Below are 25,888 nucleotides of genomic sequence, written 5' to 3' on the forward strand. Positions count from 1 at the left end.
AGTGATTATGAAAGTAGCGTTAGCCGAAAAACAATTTAGAAAAGACGCTTGCTTGTCACCTGAGGCAATCCAAGTTCGCCAAGCATTGATTGAAAAGGGTATTGAGACCCCTTTGGTTGACAATCAATTAAGCAATGAGCAGAAGTACCAGAAGATCAAAGCCTCGTTGACCGATGTAGTAGCAACCTTAGGCTTAGACTTAAGTGACGATAGCTTGGCTGAAACACCACACCGCATTGCTAAAATGTTTGTTGATGAAGTGTTTTCGGGATTGGATTACTCCCGTTTCCCAAAAATTAGCATTATTGAGAACAAAATGTCCGTAGAAGAGATGGTCAAGATCTCTGATATTGCCTTCACCAGCACTTGTGAGCATCACTTTGTCACCATTGATGGCCTCGCCAAAGTGGCTTATATTCCCAAAGATAACATTATTGGTTTATCTAAAATTAATCGCATTGTGCGTTTCTTCGCTCAACGTCCGCAGGTGCAAGAGCGCTTAACTCAACAGATTTTGGTGGCATTACAAAGCTTGTTAGGCACTGACGATGTGGCGGTTTCTATGGTCGCTACCCATTACTGTGTTAAATCACGGGGGGTCATGGACGCCAGTTCTAGCACGCAAACCTCGGCCTTTGGCGGACAGTTTAAGTCGAGTAAATCCGTGAGAAGAGAGTTTCTAGGGTAGATAGTTCCCCCAGCGAGCGCTGGGGGGCAGGCTTATTTAGCGGCCGGTTTTGAAAAACGCGCGCTAGATTTAGCGGTACCACCACCGGTATGACGGCGGTTTTTACCTACAGGCTTATTGCCACGCGCATTTTCGCTTGAACGTTGACCATCTCGGTGGTCATTACGCCCCTGCTTTGGTTTCTTCGGCTTCTTCGGTTTGATTGGCTTACCACTGAGTGTGGTTGGCGGCAAGATAGCCGAAGGTTCAAAACCTTCCATGATGCGCCGCTCTAATAATTTGCCGGTTAGATGCTCTATGCCACTTAATTCAGCAATCTCATCAGCCGATACTAATGAAATGGCTTCGCCGGTAGAACCTGCTCGGCCAGTTCTACCAATCCGGTGCACGTAATCTTCAGATACATTAGGTAGGTCAAAGTTAACCACTTGTGGTAATTGGTCGATATCTAAACCACGCGCTGCAATGTCGGTCGCCACTAATACTCTTACATCACCACTTTTAAAATCTGCTAGTGCGCGAGTTCGCGCGCCTTGGCTTTTATTACCATGAATTGCTGCTGCGGTAATTTGGCTATGGTCTAGGTGCTTGGCCAAGCGGTTAGCACCGTGTTTAGTGCGGCTAAATACCAATACTTGCTGCCACTTGTTATCGTGAATCAGCCGAGTCAGCAAACTTGATTTCTTTGACTTGTCGACAGGCACAACCCACTGTTCAACGGTGGGAGCCGCTGCATTGGCAGGGGTTACCGATATCTCTACGGGGTTGTTCACTAAGCTTTTCGCTAAGGTGCGAATGTCGTTAGAGAAGGTGGCTGAAAACATTAAGGTTTGACGCTTTTTAGGCAGCAGAGCCAAAATCTTTTTGATGTCGTGGATAAAGCCCATGTCCAACATGCGATCTGCTTCATCAAACACAATCACTTCTAGCTGTTGAAAGCGGAAGGCATTTTGTTGGTAAAGGTCTAATAAACGGCCTGGAGTCGCTACTAACACGTCTGCACCGCGACGTAGTTTTTGCATTTGTGGATTAATTTTAACACCACCAAATACCACGGTTGAGCTTAATGGTAAGTTCTTCCCGTAGGTGCTCACACTTTCACCCACTTGAGCGGCTAGCTCACGGGTTGGTGTTAATACTAAGGCGCGCACTTGGTTTGCGCGTGCTTTAGGCCCTTTACTTAGTAATTCTAGTAAAGGCAGAGTGAAGCCAGCGGTTTTACCGGTACCGGTTTGCGCGGCAGCCATGATGTCTTTACCTTCTAAAATCACAGGGATGGCTTTGGCTTGAATAGGCGAAGGTGTGTCGTAGCCTTGTGAGGCAACGGCTTCAAGAAGGGGTTTAGATAAACCCAGGGAGTCAAAGCTCATAGAATCGTCTCTTATGATAAGTGGTTTAAGCATGGCCGCAGAATTAGCGGGGCGTGCAGCTTACAGTAACTTAGCTGTTTGCGCCATCATTGCTGGCAGAGTTAAGCCTAACAATTATTTATTAATAAAGAATTGTTAGGATTGCTTGGCTGAGTATGGCAGTTACACGGGTGTTTTTCCTGTTTTAAAGGCTGAACAGCCAGATAGGTAGTTGCTATGGTTATCTGCGGAAGTACCGTAAGGTTGCCTTTGAATGGCTACTGGTTATTTGAGAGCAGTGAGGGTGTTTCTAGTATCCAACAACGCTAAAAGGATGTTGGTAAGCCCTTGAAGGGTTAGTTTGCATGTGCGTCCATACCACTTGAGCCTAGGCTTGATGTTCGTGATAGTGTTACTAAAAATGTCGCTATCAAACGTATTTGTTGCGGTGAAGCAATAGCAGGCCATAAGCGTGCACTGCCTAGTGTTAATGTTAAATAGGAGGGAGGATGTCGGCAATACTTATTCAAGCGAAAGACGGCCGTCAATATAATTTGCGCTTATTAGAGGCGAGCGACAGCGAGGCGTTTGGCGAATTCTTGCAGACATTAAGCCCCGCGACAACTCGCCGCTTTGGTCCACATCCTCTCACCCCGCAACACGCAACAATTCTCTGCCAAGTTCTTAAGCAAGACAGTGCGCAGCGTTGGGTGATAGAAGATAAAGGCATTATTGCCGGTTACTTCATTCTAGAGCACAACATTTCTGAGCATGAAGCTAAGCGTTATTCGGCACAAGGGGTCAGTTTAGTCTCGCCACTCGATGTAATATTTGCGCCCTGTATTGCCGATGCATATCAAAATCTAGGCTTAGCTTCTGCTGCTATCCGTCCATTGATGCAGCAGCTAAAACAGCAGGGTGCGCGCAGTATGGTATTAATGGGAGGAACCCAAGCAACCAATCAGCGTGCTCGTCATTTTTATCAAGCCTGTGGTTTTGTTGAATATGGCCGTTTTAACACCGAGCTCGAAAATATCGATATGCGGGCGATCTTGTAATCGATAATTAACTTGGCATAGTAGCCAGCAAACAATATGAATGAGTAACTGTAGATGAAGATTTGGGTTGATGCAGACGCCTGTCCGGTGGTGATCAAAGAAATATTGTTTCGCGCCGCCGAGCGCACTCAAATACCTTTGATACTGGTGGCCAACCAATATATTAAAACGCCGCCATCTAAGGTGATATCTAGCCTGCAAGTTAGTGCGGGTTTTGATGAAGCCGACAACGAAATAGTCGCGCGGGTCGCCGAAGGTGACTTAGTGATCACCGCGGATATTCCGCTGGCCGATGAAGTTATTACTAAGCAAGGGCAGGCACTAAGCCCACGCGGTGAGCTTTATACTAAAAGTAATATTAAGTCGCGACTTAACATGCGTGATTTCATGGATACTTTGCGCTCTAGCGGGGTGCATACGGGTGGCCCAGCTGCGCTTAATCAAGCTGATCGCAAAGCCTTCGCCAGTCATTTAGATTCTATATTGTCTAAGTGCCAAGCAAAAAAATAGCTTAAGCCTGAGCGCTTAAGCTATTGCTTGAACAGTGGCTAGCGGCTTAATACTTAAAGCGATTGACTTGGGTAACCAATTGCTGGCCCACTTCCAGTAGGTCCTCGGTAGCTTGTTGTAGCTGCTTGCTATCGTCACTTAACGACTGCGCGCCCATACTTAAGGATTCCATATCGTTGGTGACCGCGCTCGTCACATTGGCTTGTTCCTCACTGGCGCTGGCTATCATGGTAATCATGTCGTTTACTGAGTTCATTTCTTGGTTGATTTGTACTAATGACTCACCAGTGCCCTCAGCAGAAGAAATCGTCTGGCCTACCATTTTTTTACTTTCTTGGGTTGCTTGATATGAGGTTTCCGCTTGGCTTTGTAAGTCACCAATAATAGATTCAATTTCAGTGGTTGATTCATGGGTTTTACTGGCTAAAGCGCGCACTTCATCGGCGACCACCGCAAAACCTCTGCCAGATTCTCCGGCGCGGGCGGCTTCGATAGCGGCGTTCAGTGCCAGTAAGTTGGTTTGTTCGGCGATCCCTTTTATCACATCAAGTACACTGCCAATGTTATCGCTCACTTGTTTTAGGTTCGTCACCTCTTCGGCGGTGCGGTCAAGGTTTTCAACCAACTCGGTGACCTGCACAATATTGGCATCAATTGCCTTTCGCCCATCGAGTGATAGTTGATAAGCTTCTTGGGTTCGGCCTGCGGTATTTTCGGCGTTGCCTGCAATCTCTTTGGTGGCCACCCCTAACTGTTGTAGGTTGCTCAAAGAGGTTGAGGTGAGTTCTGTTTGCTCAAAGGTATTGGCGGTATTTTTGTCGTTAATCACCCGTACGTTTTCCGATACTAACTCTAATTGTGTAGCTGCCTCGGCCATGTCTTGCACAATGGTTTGTACGGTTTCGATAAAGCTATTAAAGTTATCGCCCAATTGGCCAATTTCGTCTTCGGTGTTAATGGGAATGCGAGCGGTTAAATCACCATCGCCCTGAGCAATACCCGCCAGCACTTTGTTGACTTCAGCGAGGGGGGTTGTTACCAACTTACGTAGCGAGAACACAATTAGAATAATGATTAGGCCCATTAGCAAAATGATGGTGAGCACATCTTCAGTTAGTTCATTGGCTAGGGCCGAATTAATGGCTTGCTTTGTTACCCCTATTTCAATGGTACCTAAGGGCTTGCCATCCCAATCTAAATCGATACTAATGGTTTCATCGGAGCTGAAGCCCGAGTTATGATTTTCGGCCATTAACTTGCCGCGCTGGTCGCTCACTTTAATACCAACAATCATCGGCTCATCGATAAAGGCATCGATGATGGATTGAATCACATCAAGGTCATAGACAAATACCGGCTCTTTAAGAATGATGGTCATCTGTTTAGTCAGTGCTTGCTTGCTGCTGTCATAACCTTCTGTAAGGGTTGATTTAGTGGCCCAATAAAGAATACTAACAGCAACAATTCCTAAGCTTAAAATGGTTACGCTAAGCAGGACGATCAGTTTTGAAGTAATTGTTTTCATAATTTATTTTCCTGCTAATGGGTCGAACCATACCTTCTGTGGAATGGCATTTACTTTATCGGTGAGGTAGGGGTTGTCTAAATCAAACACGGTGCGTTTCTCTAACTTTCCGAGATTGAGTGCGTTTTTTACATCAGGATCATTGAGAAATAATGTTTGATAACTGCCGTCTTCAAACATTTGATAGAGGATGTCATTAAGGTGTTTGGCTAAGGCTTGATTATCTTTTTTCACAAAAAAGAAGAAAGGCATTTTGTAGCGCAGCATGACATAAGAATCGACAGTTAAATTGTACTTAGCTTCACGTTTAATTTCGCTCCAAGGTTCAAAAATTCCGCGTGGGAAATAATCACAGCGGTCAGCTTCTAACATGGCAAATATATTACCGTAGCCGAGGCTTTTGGCTACCTTAATACCGTTGGCTTCAAGTATCGCAGTATCAGCCCAAAGTTTGCCCTGACAAGGAATGAATTGCTGCATTTGTGAAAAGCTAGTGACTTGGCTAAATATTTCGCGATTGGCTTGCTCAATAATGCCTAAGCGCATACCTAAGGTACCGCGATATAGGGGGAAATAAACAGCCGTCTGTGCTGCTTCTCGATCGGCCGAGGTAGCGGTCCAAAGTAAGTCAACCACTCCCCCATTGAGGTCTGCGAGGGTTTTTGCAAAAGAAATGTCACCGATTTCACCATAGGGGAAACTTAGTGAACTATAAACATCACTGCGCTTTACAATCTCTTGGGCTAAAACTATGGGTAGAGTATTTCCCGCTGATGACCCGGGAATATTGAGTGGCTTGGTGGCACCAAGTGCCGTAAAAAATATCAATAAATAGAGAAGTCTGTACATATAGCCTCCATGCTTTGTCTAATCTTAGGTCTGCTATAGAGTTAGGGTTATGAGAGGCATAAAAAACGTGAACTAGATCTTCTTTTATTTCATAACAAAGCGATAGCACTGTTTTATGATGATTAATTGATAAGTTTGTAGCTTGTCATACTCAGAGCATGGTTTTTAAGGATAAAGACAACATGGGCAAGCAATTTAGTGCCATGATCCCGGCGCACATTGAGTTTATAGCGCAACAACAGATGTTTTTTGTAGCCACTGCAGCCGCAACAGGCAGGGTGAATACTTCACCAAAAGGGATGGATTCGTTTCGAGTGCTTAATCAACATCAGGTGCTTTGGCTGAATTTTACTGGCAGTGGCAATGAAACCGCCGCGCATGTTAGTCAAGACCCTCGCATGACCATTATGTTCTGCGCGTTTGAGGGGAAGCCCGTTATTTTGCGCTTATACGGTAAAGCTCAAGCTATCCATCGAGCTGATCAAGGCTGGAAAGAACACATAGGGTTATTTCCAAATCTGGATGGCGCTCGTCAATTGTACTTGTTGGATATTGATATGGTGCAAAGCTCTTGTGGTATGGCGGTGCCGTTTTTCGACTATGTGGCTCCGCGTGAAGAGCTAAGCAAGTGGGCGCTAAAGCAAGGTGATGACGGCATACAAAAATATTGGGCTAAGAAAAACCAACATAGTTTAGATGGTGTAGAAACCAATATTCTAGCCCGGTCAAAAATAGCTGATTAACACCTCAAATTGATTTGAGTTGAAAGTAAATTGACTAGCGCTGTAGATCTTTTATCGGTGGCTCAATATCCAATAAAGGTGAAGCGTCGATCGATTCAGCGTCCATCATTGAAGCGATATGCTGCAACGAAGAAAGAATTTGGGTTTTTTCCCAATCTTCTAAACCTTCGAAACGCTGAATAAACTCTTCATGCAGCAGTGGCGGTACGGTAGTAAGAATATCCACCCCTCGCTCGGTCAACCTTGGGTTAACAATACGTCGGTCGGTACTACTGCGAACTCTTTCTATGAGTTGACGTTCTTCTAAGCGATTGAGAATAGTAGTAACGGTTGCTTGGCTTAAAGATACCTGATCGGATAAACGTTTTACCGTTACTGTGCCTAATTCTTCAATGGCTCTAAGCACCATTACCTGCGGAATTGTTAAGCCACAGGCTTTTACTATACGCTTAGATTGCAGGTCAGTAGCGCGAATAATTTTGCGAAGTGAAATCAATACATCTTGCCAGTAAGCAGATTTTTGCATGGATAAAAACAGGCCTTATTGGTTTTGCCGAAGTATATCCTATAGTGAAACGAGTGGATATATACAGTGGTTAGTTTGAGCTCTAACTATTAGACGTGTATGATTCTTTAGGTAAAGCAAGTTAAACAGGGAAGGATAGGGATATGAAGTTAAGATATGCAGCATTATTATTGGTGAGCACTTTTGCTCAAGCCGAAGAAAGCTGTGGCAGTGTGACCATCGCAGATATGAACTGGAGTTCAGCGACGGTGATTGCCAACGTAGACAAATTTATTCTGGAACATGGCTATGGTTGTGATGCCGAGCTCGTGCCAGGCGATACCATGCCAACCACTGTTTCTATGATGGAAAAAGGCGAGCCGGATATTGCTCCTGAATTGTGGAGTAATTCAGCCAAAGAAGTACTTGACCGCGGCGTAGCTGAAAAGCGTATTCGTTTTGCTGGTAAGTCTTTGTCTGACGGTGGCGAAGAAGGTTTTTGGGTGCCAAAGTATTTAGTTGATAAATACCCAGAGATAGCCACCATTGAAGGTGTAAAAAAGCACGCTAAACTATTTGTTCACCCAGAAAGCAAAGAACTGTCAGGTTTTTATGGCTGTCCAGCAGGCTGGAACTGCCAAATTTCTGCTAATAACCTTTTTGAAGCATTAGAACTCGAAAAATCTGGTTTTGAACTGATCGATCCAGGTTCAGGTGCTGGTTTATCAGGCTCCATTGCTAAAGCGTATAACCGTGAGCAAGGTTGGTTTGGTTACTACTGGGCGCCAACGGCTGTATTGGGTAAATACGAAATGGTTAAGGTTGATACTGGGAACGGTATTGATGAGCAAGAATTTCTAAATTGTACCACCCAAGAAGGGTGTGAAAACCCTAAAGTCACTATGTACCCACCTTCACCAGTACATTCGGTGACGACTGAAAGTTTTGCGAGTAAAGCACCGCAAGCTTATGACTACATAACTAAACGTAGTTTCACTAATGCGCAAATGAATGAACTATTAGCTTGGATGGAAGATAACCAGGCCGATGGTGATGCCAGCATGTATCACTTTTTGACTGAGTACCCCGATACTTGGAAAGCATGGGTATCAACAGATGTAGCAGCGAAGGTAAGTAAAGCTTTAGCTAGTATGTAATTTGAGTTAAAAAAAAGGCCAACGTAACGTTGGCCTTTCGCGTTTTTTATTTAGAGGTATTTTTTATGGCGGATTCGTCGTGGTTAGAAAGTTTTCCACAAATGAGCCGAGCCGATCTCACTGTTATTCGTAAGTCGTTAGATGGTGCATATCGTAATTTTTCGCGAGAGTATGGTGAAGCCATCGAATCGTTTTTTGATCCCCTCCTACAATTTTTAGTTTGGTTCGAAAAGTTGTTAATCACCACGCCGTGGTGGCTGGTGTTAATTGTATGCGCAGGCTTGGTGTATTTAGCTAGCCGCTCTTGGAAGCTGGTCATCGGCTCGGTTGTATCACTGTTGTTGGTAGGCTACTTTGGCATGTGGGAAGATATGATGCGAACAATGAGCATTATTACCGTGTGTACAATGTTAGCGATAGCCTTGGGTATACCTATTGGTGTTGTTATGGCGCGCTCAAATCGTGCTCAGGCAATCATTACTCCAATGTTAGATGTGATGCAAACGTTACCCGCTTTCGTTTATCTGATCCCTGTCGTGATGTTATTGGGCATTGGTAAAATACCGGGTGTTATCGCCGTGGTTATTTATGGTATCCCCCCAGTTATACGTCTTACTAATCTAGGCATTCGCTTAGTAGATAAAGAAGTCTTAGAGGCTGCCACTGCCTACGGTGCGAGCTCCTCACAGCGTTTGTTTGGTGTGCAAATTCCCTTAGCTATGCCTACAATTATGGCGGGGATTAACCAAACCATTATGATGGCCTTATCGATGGTTGTTATTGCCTCAATGATTGGTGTGAAAGGTTTAGGTCAACCGGTATTAAAATCAATTACTAACCAGTATTTCACCTTGGGTTTGCTCAATGGTTTAGCGATTGTGGCACTGGCCATCATTTTTGATCGCGTGTCTCAAGCCTACGCAAAACGAACTCAAGCGCATCTGCAAGGACTAAAGCATGACTGAGCCACTAATTAAAATTGAGGGCTTATACAAGCTATTTGGTCATAACTCTAAAGAAGTTATGTCGCGGGTAAAAGCGGGCGAGTCAAAAGACAAAATACTCGCTGAAACCGGTCATACCTTAGGCCTGAAAGACATTAATCTAGAAATTAATCAGGGTGAGATTTTTGTCATCATGGGTCTATCTGGCTCAGGTAAATCTACCTTAATTCGTCACTTTAACCGTTTGATAGACCCTACCGAAGGGGTTATTAGCGTTGAAGGCACAGACGTGATGAAGTTGAGTCCGAAGCAACTTCAAGACTTCCGTCGTCACAAAATGTCGATGGTATTTCAACGCTTTGGTTTGATGCCTCACCGCAGTGTGATTGATAATGTCGCTTATGGCTTGTCGGTTCAAGGCATTGCTAAAGAAGAACGTTTGGCTAAAGCTCAGCAGTGGTTAGATACTGTAGGTCTAGAAGGCTATGCACAGCAGTACCCCTCGCAACTATCTGGTGGCCAACAGCAACGAGTTGGCTTAGCACGGGCGTTGTGTACTGATGCTGAAATCTTATTAATGGACGAAGCGTTTTCGGCGCTTGATCCGCTGATTCGCAGCGAGATGCAAGACCAATTGATTGAGCTGCAAGAGAGCCTGCACAAAACCATTATCTTCATTACCCATGACTTGGATGAAGCCCTTCGCTTGGGGGATAAAATTGCCATTCTTAAAGATGGCGAAATGGTTCAGCAAGGTACACCTGACGATATTCTATTGCATCCAGCAACTGATTATGTGGAAGCGTTTGTCAAAGACGTGAACCGCGCACGAGCGCTTACCGTTGAAACGGTGATGCAACCGCCAGCGCGTCGGATTACGGCTGATACCATTGGCGAAGCCCTACAGCAAATGAAACGCCTAAAAGGCGATTATGCCTACCATGTCACAGAAGAAGGTTATCAGGGGATCGTAACTCAAGATTCACTGGAAGAAGCGTCTAAAATTCCTGGCGAAGCCAAGTTAGAAGTTAGCGAATACCAAGACGTACCTACCATCTCTCCTGATGCGGTGATTGAAAGTGTGTTAACCGACTCATTAGAAACCCACTTCTCACTACCTGTGGTAGATGAAGAAGGCAACTTGAAAGGTGAGTTAACCCGCAGCTCGGTAGCAGAAGTATTTGCTGAGCCAGAAACCGACACCGCGAAACCATAATGTCATATAGCCTTGTTAAGCTTAGCTTTCAAGGCTATACAGCTCCTCTGTTAGGTTTTACTGTTAGCGTTAAATTTCTTGTTTGGAGCTCAATGTGAGTTTTTTGATTATTCCCATTGAAGCTGTTCATGATCGTGCAGTGTGCGAGCTTATTGAGCAGGGCGGCCTAGAATTTGGTGCAGTGGGTGAAGGGTTTGGTCCTTCAGATGCTGAAGTAAAAGCCATGAGTCAACACTACACGCTGCCAGGTAGCGCTTATTGGGTGGCGATGTTAGACCAGCAAGTGGTGGGATGTGGTGGCATAGCCCCCTTTGATCAAGCATCGGCGACCTGTGAGTTACGCAAATTGTTTGTCGCTCCTCGCCACCGAGGTCTCGGCATCGGTAAAGCCATGACAGAACACTGTTTAAAGGCGGCGAAGCAGATGAGTTATCAGCAGTGTTATTTGGACACCTTGAGTACGATGAAAGCGGCTATTAGCTTATACCAAGCTTTAGGGTTTGATCATCTAGATAAACCCTTCAGTGGTTCAATTCATCAGGGCTGTGATGTATGGATGATCAAGCAACTGGCGCCATAAGTAAATCTATCGAGGAAGCAAGTCATGCAGGTTAAACGACTTGAATCAGAGGCCGAATTGCCGAGCGTGGCAGCAGTAATGCAGGAGCTAAGGCCCAGTATCTCCTTAGCGCAATTAGTTGAACAGATTCAGCTGCAACGTCAGCATGGTTATCAGCTTGCGTATCTTTGTCACAACCAGCAGGTAATCGCTGTCGCTGGCTTTGTTATTGGCTGGAAGCTATCTTGGGGAAAGCATCTCTACCTTGATGATCTGGTGACTATTGAAGCTATGCGTTCACAAGGCGCTGGACAAGTACTACTAAATTGGCTGATAGATTATGCTAAACAGCAACAGTGTCAGCAGCTGCATTTGGGGTCGGGGGTACAGCGATTTGCTGCCCATCGCTTCTATTTACGCAACGGCTTTGATATTAAAAGTCACCATTTCACTCGCAATATAAATTAGCGTAGCTAGCCGTTCTCGATGAAGGCGATGATGTGAAAGGGTTCGCTTACGAGTTTACCAAACGCTGAAATGCACTCCCTAAGCGCTTGTAATTGCCACTAAAAATACTCCCTATGCAAAGATGCTTGAACTAATTATTGTGAAAACCAATAATTGCCGATAAATTGAACCTAAGTGTTTGTTGCATAGCAGTAAGGGAAGCAGCCATGATCAGAGATGCCGAGCAGGCGGATAGTCAGCAAATTTGTGATATCTATAATCACTATATTCGGCACTCTAGTGCGACGTTCGAGGAAGTGGAACTGGATGTAGCGCAAATTGCAGCGCGAATATCCCAGCTACAACAACATTATGTATGGTTGGTTTTTGAGCGCGATGAAAAAATACTCGGCTATGCCTATGCAGGGCAATGGAAGCCGAGGAGCGCCTATCGATTTGCTGCCGAATGCTCCATTTATTTAGCCAAGGATGCCGCAGGTAAAGGGGTGGGAAAGGCACTATATAGCCAGTTAATAGACTTACTTGAAGACTACCCAATTGCCACCTTGATTGGTGGGATTGCTTTGCCTAACCCAGCAAGCATTGCGTTACATGAGCGTTTAGGTTTTCACAAAGTGGCAGAGTTCGAGCGGATTGGACGTAAGTTTGGTCGTTGGGTAAATGTGGGTTATTGGCAGCGACAAATAAAAACTGAGCAACAAATTGAAGCCTTAGAGCAACGAGTCGCAGAGGAAAGTTAAACATGTCTAAAATAGCGTTCTCTCGTGAGCAAAAAACCGCCTTAGTCGACAAGCTTCAAGCTTATTGCGAACAACAGCTGGATATTGAAGTGGGTCAGTTTGATGCCGAGTTTCTGTTAGATTTCTTCTCTGAAGAACTGGGCGCGTTTTATTATAACCAAGGTCTACAAGATGCTCAGGTAGTGATCCAAAAGCGGATGGATAATGTCGCCGACGATTTATATGAAATCGAGCAACCCACTAAGTGGTAAACCAGAAATAAGGAGCTGTCATGCTTACTATTGGTATTATTGGTGGCATGAGTTGGGAGTCGACCCTAAGTTACTATCAACAACTCAATGTGGCCGCAAAGCGAATAAAAGGCGGGCTGCATTCAGCCAAGATCAACCTTGTTAGCGTAGATTTTGCAGAAATTGAATCACTACAACATCAAGGGGATTGGCTCGCACTTGCCGACAAGATGATAGAAGCCGCTTTGTCTGTTGAAGCATCGGGTGCTGATTTTTTACTGATTGCTACTAACACTATGCATAAAGTGGCCCCGCAAGTAGCGCAGGCGATTAATATTCCGTTATTGCATATTGCCGATGCAACGGCCGCAAGTTTACTTAAAGATGGCGTTCAGCGGGTAGGCTTGTTAGGGACACGTTTCACAATGGAGCAAGATTTTTATAAAGGAAGCATTGCTGAGCAAGGCATTGAGGTATTAGTGCCTGAAAGTGCTGCTATGGAACAAGTACATCAGATTATTTATCAAGAATTGTGTCAGGGGATCATCTCATCAGCGTCGAGACAGAGTTATTTGGCTGAGATTGAGCATTTACAGGCTCGTGGGGCACAAGCAATTATTTTGGGTTGTACTGAAATAGCCTTATTGGTTCAGCAGCAACATACTCAAGTACCACTTTACGATACTACGGCGATTCATGTAGCGGCTGCAGCTCAGCAGGCTTTTAACTGTAAAGCCAATTAAATTGACTAAACGCCAGAAAACAAAAAACGGTCACAAGGACCGTTTTTTTAGCTTAAAGCTAGTGTCTAATTAGTCTAAGACTAAATGGATACTAATGCCTTAAAAGCAAATTAAGCAACAGTTACGTTAGCAGCTTGAGGACCCTTAGGACCTTCTTCTACTTCAAACTGTACTTCTTGGCCTTCAGCCAAAGTTTTGTAACCATCGCTTTTGATAGCACGGAAATGTACGAATACATCTTTACCGTCTGGACGCTCGATGAAACCAAAACCTTTTTGCTCGTCAAACCATTTTACGCGACCTGTAGCCATGAGTAATCTCCAAAATATAATAAATAAAATTCACACCAAAAACGGGTAAATTATAGGGTGCCGAAAGATGCAGAAATTACTTACGAACAAACAGGTATAAATTTCGAAAAATCAACGCGCTTGATGGGGCATAAATATCCGCTGTAACCTTTACCAGCGAGAGAAGTGTAACGTATATTGGGGTAATGTAAAGGTGTATGTGTGATCTTTCTCCAACTGTTCAGATGAGTGCGTTGTGTAAAGTTGACAGACGCATATTGCTAAGTACTTGGGCTATTGGCAATTAGTCTAATAACAAGGAATGTAATGACTTTAAATATTTATCAAATAGATAGCTTTAGTCAGGGTTTATTCAAAGGTAATCCTGCTGCGGTGATCATTTTAGACAGCTGGTTAGATGACAGTTTGATGCAGAACATCGCTATAGAAAATAATCTTTCAGAAACAGCATTCCTGATCCCTTTGGGCTCGGCTCACTATTCTATTCGCTGGTTTTCCCCTATCTGTGAGGTCGATTTTTGTGGTCACGCCACGCTAGCGGCTGCACATCTTTTGTTTAGCCAGCAGCCAACATTGCACAAGCTGCAGTTCTCAACCTCGCAAGTGGGGGATTTATTGGCTCGTCGCGCAGAGGGGGGGTTGATTGAAATGGACTTCCCGATACATGAACCAAGCCTGCAGCCAATACCTAGCGCGTTGTTAGACGGCTTATCGATTAAACCACTAGAAATATTACGAAATCAGCAAGCGTATTTTGCGGTCTATGATCAGCAAGCCGACGTTGAGGCGGTTGAAATAGACGAAGCATTGATCAAAACGCTGGCTCCTTATGATGTTGTGGTCACCGCCAAAGGTAAGCAATATGATTTTGTTTCGCGTTATTTTTGGCCGGCTAATGGTGGTTATGAAGATCCGGTGACGGGTTCTGCTTATGCCGGTCTTACGCCTTTTTGGGCAAAGCGCTTAAATAAAACAACATTGCTGGCTTACCAAGCTTCTGCTCGGGGAGGTGTTTTGCACTGTACCTTAAACAAGCAGAGTGTCACTGTCGCAGGACATGCAACCACCTACATGCAAGGAACCCTGTTTGTATAGGCAGGCTTAAGCGATAAGCGGATAAGGAAATAAAGATGAACCAACACGAAAAGCTTAATTATGTGGAATTTCCCAGTGCCGATTTAACGGCGACTAAACAGTTTTTTACTCAGGCTTTTGGCTGGCAGTTCGTCGACTTTGGTGAGCAATACACTGCGTTCTCGGGGCAAGGCTTAGATGGAGGGTTTTATCAAGCGGCTCTTAAATCGTCGAGCGAAAACGGCGCAGCGCTGCTGGTGTTTTATAGCCAGCAACTTGAGCAAACCTTGGCTAAGGTAGAGGCTGCTGGCGGGCAAATCACTAAAACTATTTTTAGTTTTCCGGGGGGGCGGCGCTTTCATTTTTGTGAACCTAGCGGTAATGAGTTTGCTGTGTGGTCAGACATTGAATAAACCTGCACCTTTACTGACTTGGTTGAGTACCTCTATCGCTTTAATTGCGTTTGCGGGCAACTCGGTATTGTGCCGTTTAGCTTTGGGTGAGCAACAAATTGACGCGGCAAGCTTCACAAGTATTCGCTTAATTGCTGGCGCATTCACGCTCGCTTTACTGATTACCCTTAAGCAAGATAACAATGCTAGCAAGGCTAAAGGCAGTTGGTTGTCAGGTTTAATGCTGTTTATTTATGCCAGCTGTTTTTCTTTCGCTTATGTGTATTTGGATACCGGCATTGGTGCTTTGATTTTGTTTGCTGCGGTGCAACTCACCATGGTGGGCATTTCTATTTTTAAGGGGGCTCGCTTAAAGTTGGGTGAGGGTTTAGGTATAGCCTTAGCCTTTAGTGGTTTGGTGCTGTTATTGGCCCCGTCCGAGCAACGCTCAATATCTATTGTCGGTTTTATCTTAATGTTGCTGGCGGGCTGTGCTTGGGGTGTTTACACCTTAAATGGGCGCAGGTCGACCAGCCCCAGCCGCGATACTTGTTTTAATTTTTGGCGTAGTTTAGCCTTTTTAATGCTGTTGTTGCCGTGGCTAGCCAGCCAGTCAAGCCTAAGTCTGCAAGGTATTTTACTTGCGGTTATGTCGGGCGCGTTGGCTTCGGGTTTAGGTTATTGGATTTGGTATGTCGCATTATCGGGTCTGTCGGCGAGCCAAGCCGCAGTATTGCAGCTATTAGTGCCGATTATTGCCGCCGTTGGTGGTTGGTTATTTGCTAGCGAGCCCTTGGGGCTTACTTTTGTGTTATCTGCCAGTTTGGTGTTAGGGGGCATTATGCTTACCATCTATAGTCGCCAGCGTGCATTAAAAGTCACCGCGGGCGTAGAATAGAATGCAGCCAAAATTAAATCTCGTGGTAGGGCGTGAGTCTACCTGGTCGATTCGCGCCTATTTGTGCCTGCAGTTGGCCAAGTTAGATTTTGATATTACTACGATTGCTTTGGGTGATGCAGGTTATCAGCAGCAGCTACGAGCTGAATCTGCGACGATGTTAGTGCCGGTGTTACACACCAAAGAGGTGAGCGTTCATGACTCTTTGGCGATAACAGAGTTTGCCAATGAGCTGTGTAATGGCGGTCTTTATCCAGCCTGCGCCAGTAAACGTGCTATCGCCCGAAGTTATTTAGCAGAGTTGCATTCGGGTTTTTCACTGATTCGCAGCCAATTACCTTTTCAACTTTTACAGACGCCAGATACCGCTTCAACTATTCCACTCCAGTCTGAAATAGCGCGCTTAACCTGTATTTGGCAACCATTTGGTCCGAGTTTCGCATTTGGACATGCAGGCGCGGTTGATGCCTTTTATTCGCTGATGGCGTTACGCTTGCTGCAATATGGTGTAACTCTTGATGGTAATGCAGGGCGCTATCAGCAACACTTGGTGAATTGGCCGCTGTTTCAACAAGCATTGCTTGAAGCAAAAAAATGGTAGTTGATTGCTTAAACAACATCCTTAGTTTGTTAAATCAAAAACCAGTAGGCTAAGCTAAATGAGCGCTATCGCGAGAACGAGATAAATAAAAGCGAGCAAGGTCTCAGCCTTTACCGCGTAGATGAGGTGTATATTGAAAGGTTATTCAAGGATGAATAAGGCGAAATGGCTAAACCGCTTATGGCTTATATGCTTGGCCTGTGGAGTAGCCGCTAGTTCTCGGGCAGCCTTAAAAGACGGTCATTTAGAAAATGAAATTTTGCCGATTCTTGAACGTAATATAGCGGGAACTTTTGCCGCTGACGCGGTGATTCATGATCGCGAAACAGTGACCATTGGCTTTGTAAATTTTGACCCTTCAGGTTTTATTCCAATAGACGACGATAACCTAGGGGGGGATGATGCCAACCGATTAAAAAACGAGCTCAAAACGCTCACCCTACCGCTGACCTTGCGCTTACCTTGGCGTGGTCAAGGTTGGGAAACTTACACGACCGGACGTTTGGGGTATACCCAGCGTTTCCATGACATCACACTGTTTGAGGAGCTAGATCCGACTCGCGATCAAGAAAAGTTGAAACTGTACTCAGGGTATTTAGCCGGTGGAATTCATTGGGATAGCTTTGCTAACTGGCGCTTTAGTGGTGAATTAGGTGGCAGTATTCGCAGGTTAGAGCAGCGCTACACTTACAATAATTCTGTTAGCCAAATATTTCAGCCTGTTTTCGATGGCGTTCTCACTAACTTTTCGCTAAATGCGTGGATGTTACAACCCAGTTTAGCTTTGCAATATCAGAAACGTTGGACCAATCATAAGCTTAAATATCGCTCTCGTTATTCATATATTTATGGCCAATCTTATGGCTCTGACATTGCTAGCCACCAAGTAGATATACAAGCCAGTTCGTGGCGCAATACCCTGTATTACTCTCATCCCATTGGACGAATCTGGGACATCGCATTTTCTGGAGAGCTGTCGGCGTCTCGTGTCGATCTTACGGGGAATACCAATGAAGCCTTTCAAACACCGCATTATTACGAATTTGGTGTTGATTTGTTAATGGGCACGGGGCATTACGGAGCGGGTTGGTTAGACAATGTTAGTATTGGTTTACTGTTTAATTATGGCAGTGTGCTTAAAGGTGGCAGTTTGGTGCTTAATTACAATACCTATTAAAACGCCAGCTGCGAGCTGGCGTTTAACGTTGTTCTGCACTTATAGCGTTAAGTGCCTCACGCGGAACGAGCGGCCTTTCATTTTACCGTGTTCTAGTTTTTTACGTGCACGCTTAAGTACTTCACGCTCTACCGCGACATAAGCGCGGTTATCGAATAGGTTGATTTTACCTACCTGAGAGCCGGCAATACCATTTTCACCGGTTAAAGCCCCTAAAATATCGCCAGCTCTTACTTTTTGCTTTTTGCCGCCATCAATCTGCAAGGTAGCCATTAATGGTTGGTTAGGTGTTTTATTTAGCAAGGCCATTGATGGTAGGTCTTCATCTTCGATAGGGCGCTCTAAATAATCTTCTAACAAGGCAATTTTGAAGTGTTCCTTATCGCTAAATAACGAACAGGCTATGCCTTTACTACCGGCACGACCAGTACGGCCAATGCGGTGCACATGGATTTCAACATCACGCGCAATATGATAGTTAATCACTGCATCTAGCGAATCAATATCTAAACCTCGTGCAGCTACGTCAGTGGCCACTAACACCGAGGCGCTATTATTGGCAAATTGCAGCAGGGTTTGGTCACGATCGCGTTGCTCTAAATCACCGTGCAGCGCTAATGCACTAAAGCCAAACTGGAGCAATTCGTCGGCCACTTCTTGGGCTTCTCGCTTGGTATTACAAAACACTACACTAGAGGTAGGGCGATGTTCTAATAGCAGTAAGCGCAAAGCTAGCATCCGCTGTTCATTGTCGTCTACTTTAAAAAAGTGCTGAGATATCGAAGAGTTATCATGGGTGCTGGCGACTTCAACGCGCACCGGATCTCGCATGATATGTTTAGAGATGCTTTCAATTTGTTCAGGGAAGGTGGCGCTAAACAATAAGGTTTGACGATCGCTTGGAGCCAAATCAATGATCGCATCAATGGCGCTTTGAAAGCCCATTTCTAACATGCGGTCGGCTTCATCTAGAATCAGGTTTTTAATATTATCGAGCTTTAAAGTGCCTTTGCTTAAGTGTTCTTCTACGCGCCCAGGAGTGCCGACCACAATGTGCGCACCATGCTCCAGTGAGCCAATTTGTGGGCCAAATGGCATGCCACCACAAAGCGTTAGTACTTTAATGTTGTGAATGCCACGAGCCAGTTTACGGATTTCTTTAGCCACCTGGTCGGCTAACTCGCGAGTTGGGCATAATACTAAGCTTTGAATACGGAAGCGTTTAACGTCTAAAGCGTTGAGTAAACCTAAGCCAAAAGCGGCGGTTTTACCCGAACCAGTTTTGCCCTGTGCGATAACATCTTTTCCGGCCAAAATCTCAGGCAGGCTTTGCGCTTGAATAGGCGTCATTGAGCTATAACCTAGGGTCTCTAGATTACTTAATAAATCCGCATGTAGCGTTAAAGTAGAAAAATCGGTTTGGCTCAAAATGGCGTCCTCTTCGAGGGTTAAAGATAAAGTGTATATCGCTGTAGAATTTACAGTGGGGCGCGATGATAGCTGAAATTGATTACAAATTGGGTAAAAAATGACAGCTTTTTACAGATTAACGGTGCTTAGCTTAGTTTAATGTGGTTAAACAGTAATATAGAGAGCGACCATTTACAGCAATAAGTCTTGCTCAATAGCTTGAAAGTTACTGGCAGCATTAACTAAAGCATGCGCGGTTAAACTCGGTACGCCGTAAACCAAGGCTTCAACGGAGTAGTCTTGGGTGATCTTATCAAGCAGAATCGCAAAGTCACCGTCGCCGGAGAGTAGCACCACAATATCTACTTCGCGCGCAGCTTCTAGTACATCAATGGTTATTCCCACATCCCAATCACCTTTCGCTGAGCCGTCACTGCGTTGTATAAAAGGCTTAAGTTTCACCTCAAAACCAATGTGTTTTAGGGCGCTTTGAAATTTAAGCTGCTGATTATCGCCGCGATCAATAGCATAAGCATAGGCGGCAACGATGTCTCCTTGGTGCTGCAACTGTTGCCAAAGACGACGATAGTTAAACTGTTTGGCATAAGCTTCACGGCAGGTGTAATAGATGTTTTGCACATCGGCGAATATGGCTATTTTTTTCACTTATGGCCTATCGGCTTGGGGTTACAAGCTCAGCTAGAGTGGATGGTTCAAGCAGCAATTATTACATGGCAACTGGCAAATAGCTGTAGCTGAATTGCGATGAGCACAAAGTCATCAGCAAGATGGTGTGAGGATGGTTTAGCTTAAGGAAGTATTGGGGCAGTACTAGGTAGCGTTAATACTAAAGGCTACCTAGTGTTTGGCGGTTTACTTGTTGGTAATCGAGAACTCATCAACCCTGACTTCAAGCTCTTTATCTAGGCTGAGCTCGGCCGAGGTATCGACTTCCAGTAAGCTGAATATTTCAACGCTAGTATTGGCTCCGGTGTTGAAGTCTACACTCACTTGGCGGAAACACTTCTTGTTACCTTGAGGAGCCATAGCTAACTCACTGACATGCGCTTTGCTATCGGCAATGACATCACCGGTCAAGGGAGCACTATCAGCCACTGTTCTTACACCAAAGTGCAATTTAGTTGGCGAGTTATTCCCTTTTTTATCACAGTAGTAGAGTGAGTAGGTCATGTCAGTATTCTTGGGTAGTCCACTAACAATTTGGCTTAAGCCTGGAGTCGAATTGAAGTCATGATAGGCCACATCGCGCTTAAAGCGAAAGCGCGATGAGCCTTCGGCGTCAAATGCACTGTCTTTAGAGCTACCCACATCCCCATAACCTTCTTTAGAGTCTTCATGAGATAGCCATACTGAGCTTTTTCCTTTATTTGCTCGGTATTCAGTAAGCTGAGGATCTTGAACATAAGCGTGAGCAGAAAAAACCAGACAGCTGGTAAGTAAGCTGGTACCTAGAGCGATAGATTTAGTTACGTTCATACAATCCCTTCCAATAAATGTAGCATGCTAGTTATTGTATTATTTTATAATGATAGTACTTTAGCCGTGATGAGATTCTCGTTTTTGGCTATTGTTCGAGCAAGCCTCAAGTTTTGTGAGGCAATACTAAAACTTGGGCGTTTAAAACACTCGTAAATAGCAAGGGCTAAAAGCTTGGCGGAGCCTTAAATTGGCTAATTGGCTAATTGGCTGTTATTGGGAGGGAGTGCCAGTAAGCATAAGCCTCACTTACTGGCATGGGGCTTAAAAGTTATCTTTACTGATAAATATTTACTTGAAGAAAACAAAAAGAGGAGACGCCCGTTTATTATATTACTTTTGGTGGAAGGCTTGTTCTGCTTTGAGAAAAAATTACTTTGTTGAGTTGAAGATAATCGGTAAGAAAGAGACTTTCTATACTTTTTGTCAAAATAAATGAATAAATGGGGCCGCTCTGGGGCAGAGCCACCTTAGCAGATTCTTCGTACTTGATTAGGCAATGCACTGGCTGTGAAAAGGTAAACCGCCCTGCAGTTAACTATAGATGAGTAGGTTCGCTGGGGAACCCACCCTCTGGAGTCACGGTTACTTTAGTATCAGAACTTACATGCCTAGTGTTTTATTCATTTGAAGCTGGTTGAACAATACTTTTAGCGCCAGCCTAGATGAAGAAACTTATGCAGCGTTTGCTTGAGTTTTCAAGATGCCGGTTGGCGGTGTGCTGTTGGCTTTTGATGCTGCGAGCAAAATAGAAACAAAAATGCTTAATGCGCCACACAGCTGCAGCCAGGTGAGTGATTGTCCTAACACTATATAGCCAAGCACCACAGCCGACACACTGCTTAACAGCCCTAAAAATGACACTGTAATTGTCGGCAGCTTTTCAATACCACGAAACCATAACGAATAGGCGAGCACCGAGCCCATGATACTCAGGTAGCTATACCCAGCAAGGCTTTTAAGGCTTAGTTGGCTAGGTAAGCCCTCAATTGACCATGCCACAGGTAGCAGCATTAACCCGCCCAATAGCAGTTGCCAACCGGTAAAACCCAGTAAGGTCATTCCTTTTGGTCGGCCCCAGCGCTTGGTCATTACTAGGCCATAAGCCATGGTGACGGCCCCTAACATGCCCATTAAAATACCTTGGGTACTCAATTCAGCTTGATTGTTTACTACCAACAAAGCGATACCAGCTATGCCCATCAAGCCTGCCACCATCTGCTTTATGCTTAACGCACTGTTTAGCAAAAAGTAGCTAAGGGCCATGACTAGCAGCGGTTGAATCGACATAACAAGCGCAGCCATCCCCCCGGGTAGATGTGTGGCGGCAAAAAACAAGCAGTAAAAAAAGAACCCAATATTTAGAAAACCAAGTACCAATAGGCGAGGCCACCAATGCCCACGCGGCAGTGTTCGGGTTAATAGCACGAGCACTATGCCAGCAGGCAGTGCGCGTAACATGGCTGCGGTTAGCGGGCTATTCGCCGGCAATAATTCTGTGGTGACCAAATAAGTACTGCCCCACACAATGGGTGCAATAGCGGTAAGTGCCACTGTGCTGAGGGTTTCACGTAGTGTCATAACGGTTTGCCATGCTTAGTTATCTTTCAATAATGTATCTTTTCAAAAAGACACTTTGTGAAAAGTAATAGAATTTTCACTTTTATTCAAGTATCTTTTCGAAAAGATAGTTAATTAGGCATTATCGATGAAGGATCCGGTAGACAACATTTTGCAGCAGTGGGGCAAGGTAAAGCCCGATATGGACTGCTCTGCAATGGGCATTATTGGGCGTTTACGGCAAGTAAATGCTATGTGGCAAAAGCAGTTAGACGGGGTGTTTGAGCAACACAATTTAAGCAGTATCGAGTTTGATATATTAGCAACACTGCGCCGTAGCCAAGTGCCTCTTACCCCTACCGAACTCTACAAAACCTTAATGTTGTCATCGGGCGCAGTGAGCACTTGGATTGAGAAACTGGTTCAGCGTGGCTTAATAGAGCGGATTGCCAGCCAGCAAGATCGCCGAAGCTGCAAGGTAAAGCTCACCGAGCAAGGCACAACAGAACTCGACGAAGCCCTCGATGCCCATATTGTAAACATGGATATAATGTTAAATATGTTCGACGCAGAAGAAAAAAATCAACTAGCGGCCTTGTTGAAAAAGGGCTTACTCGCTAACGCGTAGCCTGAGTGTTCAGTACGGTTGTTACCGTGCATGAGCCACTGCAACCGAATGGACGTTACACGCATCATTGTCTGCTTCAATGTAGAAAGAGGCGTTATCAAAGATTTATTTTACTTCGTATCTCAGTAACACTTCATTATCCAGTACGACATTAGTTGACCAAATAAAACTGGCCCCTGCACCGCTGAATTTTTCAATGAAATTCATGTAGGCCTTTTTGTTATTTACACCTATTTCATCTTCTGAATATAAGGTTGCTTGAGGCCAAGAGCTTGAATCAAATTCTTTTGCCATCCAATTGCTTGGCGTTGCCCAATGGGCAGCGTAAGCATGCTCACCATGATCTGTACCCTCTGTAGTACAAGTCTCTGATAGACGTTTGTTTTCAACTTCTGTCAGACAGGCTAGATCGTAAATGGGCGCGGTATAGAATGTTTGAGCTTGCCAATCTGAACCTGTCACCGTTCCATCACTAAAGCTTGCAATAAAGCCACCGTCACCAGGGTGATAGGCCTTTCCACGGTTATCTTCAGTACCCAAACCTAAGTGTTCTTCCCAATCAATGACTTTTACTGCAATCGTATAAGGCTTTTTAACTTTAAACTTCACAATGCTAGAGTTAAAGGGGGTGAACGGTACGGTATCTACCGCTACAAGCGTGCCATTGATGTATAACTCAAAGTAGTTGTCAGCAAAGATATAGCCTGTGATTTCTTCACCGTCAGTATCGACCACCGCGACGGGTACAGAGGCTTCGTCTACGTTAGCAAGGCTTTGCGGGGTGATGCTTGCGCATTCTTCGTATAAGTCGATAGCTTTTGGTGCTGTAGTAAAATGGTTTTTAGCTGGAACCGTCCAAACTGTCCCTTCTGAAGCGGTAATCTCACCGATACCTGCAACTCGGCTACGGCCGTTTTCACACTCAAATATATTCGATTCCAAGGTGTGAGCAGCACCTTGCGTAATACTTGCTGAACCACGGTAATCGCTGATAGTTCCACTGGACGCTATACCCGGTGCTGGTGAGCACCCTGTAGCCAGTAAAATGACCGATGAAAGGGCGATAACTTGATTTTTTTTAATGCTCATTGAGAAAATATCCATAAGGAAAAGATGGCTTAAGCGTAGCGGTAACATAAGATAGCGGCAAAATTTGAACGCCTATTTTTCTAACAACTTGCGTAGAGTCGCGATTATTTTGTTCTATGAGGCAGCGTGTTAACTCATTATGCCCCCAAGTCGCTTAGATCATAAACGCTATGTGGTAGCTAAGCGAACCTTTCAAGCAAGTTTTTGGTTACTTATTAAACCTATGTACCCTTAATTTTTCTACTGTTGTGGACAAAGCGCTGTGCTTATACACATATAAATTGTGATTCCTTCTTTCCACAAAGGCTTGCATTCTTTTGTGCTGATGTTTTTGTTATTTTTCGAGCTAGGTGGCTGATACAGCTTAGGAAAGGTGATAATCTGGGTTTTATCAAATGTATGTTAATAGGAAAAATCCCTTGTTTAAACAAGGAATTTTTCCTATTAACAAGCTGTTATACGAGTAAAGGATGAGTCGATGTATCAAAATTTAGCTAATGCCACATTCAGAATAGAATGCCATGGTAGCTCGGGTAGTGGTTTTAGCTTTAGGGATGATAAAACAATCCTTACGAACCACCATGTTATAGAGAATCACATATCCAGTGGCAATCCTATCTTTGCAGTAACAGAGTCGGGTCAAAAACTAAGAGTTACGTTAAAAAACTATTCTCACAAATCAAAATATGACTTCGCTGTGCTTGAGCTTGTTGAGCCTTTACCTGATGGTAGGATAATCCTTCATCCGGAAGAACCTTGCCAAATACCAAGAGGTAGGAAAATTTTATTTGCAGGTTTCCCACATGGAATTCATGACTTATTAGTTCATGAGGCTATTATCTCAGGGCCATCCAACAGCCATGCTTTCTACATTGATGGTTCAGTTAATGGTGGAAACTCAGGAGGTCCAATCGTCGATTGTGAAACAGGAAGTGTTATAGGTATAGTTACTCAGCGGAGGTTTTTAGGTGGTGATTCTTTACAAGCATTAGGCCAGCCAATCGCAGAACTATCATCTCATTGCCAAGCAATTGCTAATAACGGTTCTGTTAATATTATGGGCGTCGACTTTGGGCAATTCGCTAACTTAATTGCTAATGGTCTAGGTGCTATAACAAGCGTCCTTGAAGCGAATGCAAATACAGGTATAGGTATCGGCTTTAAAATAGATTTTGCTAATCAAGAATGTATAAATCCAACAAAAAACAATACGGTTCCAACCTTAACAGGTGTTGCAAGAAACGCTCAATGTCCATGTGGCAGCGGGAAACGCTATAAAGAGTGTTGTGGCAAACTCGTATAACGAATAAGAATAGGTGTCGCGCAGCCGACACCTTATTCGGGTGTTGAACAAGCCCGATGCTCCCTTCTATAGTCAATAACGGTGTTGAGGTTGGCGGGGTCAAGGCCTTGTTAGTTTTCGCAAGGCGAGTTTGGCTAAGACGGGGTGAACGGCGTTAAGCCCTTACCCGTTTGGCGTAGTGCTAAGTTGTTATTTTGTGTGTATTTTCATCCTCATGTTAAGCCCTGCCATTATCCTTATACTGTTCGCCTTTCGGCTAGCTCGTTCGGCTTATGCCTGTGCAGTGCATGGGGTGTTGGCTACAAGGGCATAGCTGAGTAACGACATTGTTATTGTTGTCGGTTTGGATCGCGATGTGTATTGAAGCAACAGCAGCCCAATGTAAAAAGCCCAACGTCATAAACCACACAAAGATGACTAGCCAAGTCTTTGTATTTTTTGATAAGTTTGTTGATAGAACGAATATTGGTGGGAATGGTGCCTTGGAACACAGGCTCATCTCTCGAATTATCAACACAATAAGCGGCATCTTTGGTTTCTTTGTGAACATCTGGTCCAATAAAAAACGTGCTAGATGTAGACATGTCGATCTCCTGTTCTGTTAAGACTTTGCATCTAACAGTGTGGCTCTAGTTTGACTAACCCACGATAAACGCAGGAGGTC

At 44.5% G+C, this 25,888-nt stretch carries 30 protein-coding genes; 19 read left to right on the forward strand and 11 right to left on the reverse strand.

The window, feature by feature from the left end:
- Positions 1-7: 7 nt before the first annotated feature.
- Positions 8-688, forward strand: a complete 681-nt coding sequence (folE, locus tag M0C34_RS00655) for a GTP cyclohydrolase I FolE (RefSeq protein WP_248713745.1) — start codon at positions 8-10, stop codon at positions 686-688.
- Positions 689-720: 32 nt separating this feature from the next.
- Here folE and M0C34_RS00660 read toward each other — a convergent pair whose 3' ends face one another.
- Positions 721-2,058: a DEAD/DEAH box helicase gene (locus M0C34_RS00660; protein ID WP_248713746.1), complete on the reverse strand. Its 1,338-nt coding sequence runs from the start codon at positions 2,056-2,058 to the stop codon at positions 721-723.
- A gap of 488 nt (positions 2,059-2,546) precedes the next feature.
- Here M0C34_RS00660 and M0C34_RS00665 point away from each other — a divergent pair, with 488 nt between their 5' ends.
- Both M0C34_RS00665 and M0C34_RS00670 read left to right on the forward strand, forming a co-directional pair.
- Positions 2,547-3,095 carry a GNAT family N-acetyltransferase gene (locus tag M0C34_RS00665; protein ID WP_248713747.1) on the forward strand — a complete coding sequence of 183 codons (549 nt, stop codon included), beginning with the start codon at positions 2,547-2,549 and terminating at the stop codon, positions 3,093-3,095.
- 54 nt (positions 3,096-3,149) lie between these two features.
- Positions 3,150-3,605, forward strand: a complete 456-nt coding sequence (locus M0C34_RS00670; RefSeq protein WP_248713748.1) for a YaiI/YqxD family protein — start codon at positions 3,150-3,152, stop codon at positions 3,603-3,605.
- A gap of 46 nt (positions 3,606-3,651) precedes the next feature.
- Here M0C34_RS00670 and M0C34_RS00675 read toward each other — a convergent pair whose 3' ends face one another.
- Together M0C34_RS00675 and M0C34_RS00680 are read right to left on the reverse strand one after the other, a co-directional pair.
- Complete coding sequence (locus M0C34_RS00675; protein WP_248713749.1) at positions 3,652-5,130, reverse strand: methyl-accepting chemotaxis protein; 1,479 nt, start codon at positions 5,128-5,130, stop codon at positions 3,652-3,654.
- Positions 5,131-5,133: 3 nt separating this feature from the next.
- Positions 5,134-5,979, reverse strand: a complete 846-nt coding sequence (locus M0C34_RS00680; protein ID WP_248713750.1) for a type 2 periplasmic-binding domain-containing protein — start codon at positions 5,977-5,979, stop codon at positions 5,134-5,136.
- Between the two features lie 182 nt (positions 5,980-6,161).
- Between M0C34_RS00680 and M0C34_RS00685 the strand changes: the two genes are divergently transcribed.
- Positions 6,162-6,722, forward strand: a complete 561-nt coding sequence (locus tag M0C34_RS00685; protein ID WP_248713751.1) for a pyridoxamine 5'-phosphate oxidase family protein — start codon at positions 6,162-6,164, stop codon at positions 6,720-6,722.
- A gap of 34 nt (positions 6,723-6,756) precedes the next feature.
- Here the strand turns inward: M0C34_RS00685 and M0C34_RS00690 are convergent, their stop codons facing one another.
- Positions 6,757-7,248, reverse strand: coding sequence for a MarR family winged helix-turn-helix transcriptional regulator (locus tag M0C34_RS00690; protein ID WP_248713752.1), 492 nt, complete (start codon positions 7,246-7,248; stop codon positions 6,757-6,759).
- Between the two features lie 143 nt (positions 7,249-7,391).
- Here M0C34_RS00690 and M0C34_RS00695 point away from each other — a divergent pair, with 143 nt between their 5' ends.
- The 8 genes from M0C34_RS00695 (at position 7,392) to M0C34_RS00730 (ending at position 13,284) form a co-directional block, all read left to right on the forward strand.
- On the forward strand, positions 7,392-8,384 hold the full coding sequence (locus M0C34_RS00695; protein WP_248713753.1) for an ABC transporter substrate-binding protein: 993 nt from the start codon (positions 7,392-7,394) through the stop codon (positions 8,382-8,384).
- Positions 8,385-8,449: 65 nt separating this feature from the next.
- Positions 8,450-9,349 carry an ABC transporter permease gene (locus M0C34_RS00700; protein WP_248713754.1) on the forward strand — a complete coding sequence of 300 codons (900 nt, stop codon included), beginning with the start codon at positions 8,450-8,452 and terminating at the stop codon, positions 9,347-9,349.
- Positions 9,342-10,544, forward strand: coding sequence for a quaternary amine ABC transporter ATP-binding protein (locus tag M0C34_RS00705; protein ID WP_248713755.1), 1,203 nt, complete (start codon positions 9,342-9,344; stop codon positions 10,542-10,544). The genes M0C34_RS00700 and M0C34_RS00705 overlap by 8 nt, the downstream gene beginning before the upstream one ends.
- A gap of 94 nt (positions 10,545-10,638) precedes the next feature.
- Entirely contained in the window at positions 10,639-11,124 is a 486-nt protein-coding gene (locus M0C34_RS00710; RefSeq protein ID WP_248713756.1) for a GNAT family N-acetyltransferase, read from the forward strand.
- A 24-nt stretch (positions 11,125-11,148) separates the two neighbouring features.
- Entirely contained in the window at positions 11,149-11,571 is a 423-nt protein-coding gene (locus M0C34_RS00715; protein WP_248713757.1) for a GNAT family N-acetyltransferase, read from the forward strand.
- A gap of 206 nt (positions 11,572-11,777) precedes the next feature.
- A complete protein-coding gene (locus M0C34_RS00720; protein ID WP_248713758.1) occupies positions 11,778-12,311 on the forward strand; it encodes a GNAT family N-acetyltransferase in 534 nt (177 codons plus the stop codon).
- A gap of 2 nt (positions 12,312-12,313) precedes the next feature.
- Positions 12,314-12,562 (forward strand): DUF2164 domain-containing protein, encoded by a 249-nt coding sequence (locus M0C34_RS00725; protein WP_248713759.1) that lies wholly within the window; start codon positions 12,314-12,316, stop codon positions 12,560-12,562.
- Between the two features lie 20 nt (positions 12,563-12,582).
- Positions 12,583-13,284, forward strand: coding sequence for an aspartate/glutamate racemase family protein (locus M0C34_RS00730; protein WP_248713760.1), 702 nt, complete (start codon positions 12,583-12,585; stop codon positions 13,282-13,284).
- A gap of 110 nt (positions 13,285-13,394) precedes the next feature.
- Here the strand turns inward: M0C34_RS00730 and M0C34_RS00735 are convergent, their stop codons facing one another.
- A complete protein-coding gene (locus M0C34_RS00735; protein ID WP_137672498.1) occupies positions 13,395-13,595 on the reverse strand; it encodes a cold-shock protein in 201 nt (66 codons plus the stop codon).
- 306 nt (positions 13,596-13,901) lie between these two features.
- Between M0C34_RS00735 and M0C34_RS00740 the strand changes: the two genes are divergently transcribed.
- The 5 genes from M0C34_RS00740 to M0C34_RS00760 all read left to right on the forward strand — a co-directional run bounded on the left by M0C34_RS00740 (position 13,902) and on the right by M0C34_RS00760 (position 17,737).
- Entirely contained in the window at positions 13,902-14,690 is a 789-nt protein-coding gene (locus tag M0C34_RS00740; RefSeq protein ID WP_248713761.1) for a PhzF family phenazine biosynthesis protein, read from the forward strand.
- Positions 14,691-14,725: 35 nt separating this feature from the next.
- Positions 14,726-15,082, forward strand: coding sequence for a VOC family protein (locus M0C34_RS00745; protein WP_248713762.1), 357 nt, complete (start codon positions 14,726-14,728; stop codon positions 15,080-15,082).
- On the forward strand, positions 15,075-15,959 hold the full coding sequence (locus tag M0C34_RS00750; RefSeq protein WP_248713763.1) for a DMT family transporter: 885 nt from the start codon (positions 15,075-15,077) through the stop codon (positions 15,957-15,959). Before M0C34_RS00745 ends, M0C34_RS00750 begins: the two co-directional genes overlap by 8 nt.
- Position 15,960: 1 nt before the next feature.
- A complete protein-coding gene (locus tag M0C34_RS00755; RefSeq protein WP_248713764.1) occupies positions 15,961-16,560 on the forward strand; it encodes a glutathione S-transferase family protein in 600 nt (199 codons plus the stop codon).
- 151 nt (positions 16,561-16,711) lie between these two features.
- Positions 16,712-17,737: a Solitary outer membrane autotransporter beta-barrel domain gene (locus M0C34_RS00760; protein WP_248713765.1), complete on the forward strand. Its 1,026-nt coding sequence runs from the start codon at positions 16,712-16,714 to the stop codon at positions 17,735-17,737.
- A gap of 39 nt (positions 17,738-17,776) precedes the next feature.
- On the opposite strand, the gene dbpA is transcribed toward M0C34_RS00760, so the two are convergent.
- From dbpA to M0C34_RS00780, 4 genes are all read right to left on the reverse strand, one after another.
- Positions 17,777-19,165 (reverse strand): ATP-dependent RNA helicase DbpA, encoded by a 1,389-nt coding sequence (gene dbpA, locus M0C34_RS00765; RefSeq protein ID WP_248713766.1) that lies wholly within the window; start codon positions 19,163-19,165, stop codon positions 17,777-17,779.
- Between the two features lie 174 nt (positions 19,166-19,339).
- Entirely contained in the window at positions 19,340-19,813 is a 474-nt protein-coding gene (locus M0C34_RS00770) for an NYN domain-containing protein (RefSeq protein WP_248713767.1), read from the reverse strand.
- 207 nt (positions 19,814-20,020) lie between these two features.
- Positions 20,021-20,644, reverse strand: a complete 624-nt coding sequence (locus M0C34_RS00775) for a hypothetical protein (protein ID WP_248713768.1) — start codon at positions 20,642-20,644, stop codon at positions 20,021-20,023.
- 675 nt (positions 20,645-21,319) lie between these two features.
- Entirely contained in the window at positions 21,320-22,225 is a 906-nt protein-coding gene (locus M0C34_RS00780) for an EamA family transporter (protein ID WP_248713769.1), read from the reverse strand.
- A gap of 127 nt (positions 22,226-22,352) precedes the next feature.
- Between M0C34_RS00780 and M0C34_RS00785 the strand changes: the two genes are divergently transcribed.
- Positions 22,353-22,832 (forward strand): MarR family winged helix-turn-helix transcriptional regulator, encoded by a 480-nt coding sequence (locus M0C34_RS00785; protein WP_248713770.1) that lies wholly within the window; start codon positions 22,353-22,355, stop codon positions 22,830-22,832.
- 105 nt (positions 22,833-22,937) lie between these two features.
- Here M0C34_RS00785 and M0C34_RS00790 read toward each other — a convergent pair whose 3' ends face one another.
- Entirely contained in the window at positions 22,938-23,921 is a 984-nt protein-coding gene (locus tag M0C34_RS00790) for a hypothetical protein (protein ID WP_248713771.1), read from the reverse strand.
- Between the two features lie 478 nt (positions 23,922-24,399).
- Between M0C34_RS00790 and M0C34_RS00795 the strand changes: the two genes are divergently transcribed.
- On the forward strand, positions 24,400-25,224 hold the full coding sequence (locus M0C34_RS00795) for a trypsin-like peptidase domain-containing protein (RefSeq protein ID WP_248713772.1): 825 nt from the start codon (positions 24,400-24,402) through the stop codon (positions 25,222-25,224).
- Between the two features lie 329 nt (positions 25,225-25,553).
- Here the strand turns inward: M0C34_RS00795 and M0C34_RS00800 are convergent, their stop codons facing one another.
- Positions 25,554-25,808 carry a hypothetical protein gene (locus M0C34_RS00800; RefSeq protein WP_248713773.1) on the reverse strand — a complete coding sequence of 85 codons (255 nt, stop codon included), beginning with the start codon at positions 25,806-25,808 and terminating at the stop codon, positions 25,554-25,556.
- Between the last annotated feature and the right edge of the window lie 80 nt (positions 25,809-25,888).

The organism is Agarivorans sp. TSD2052, from assembly GCF_023238625.1.
Lineage (GTDB): Bacteria > Pseudomonadota > Gammaproteobacteria > Enterobacterales > Celerinatantimonadaceae > Agarivorans.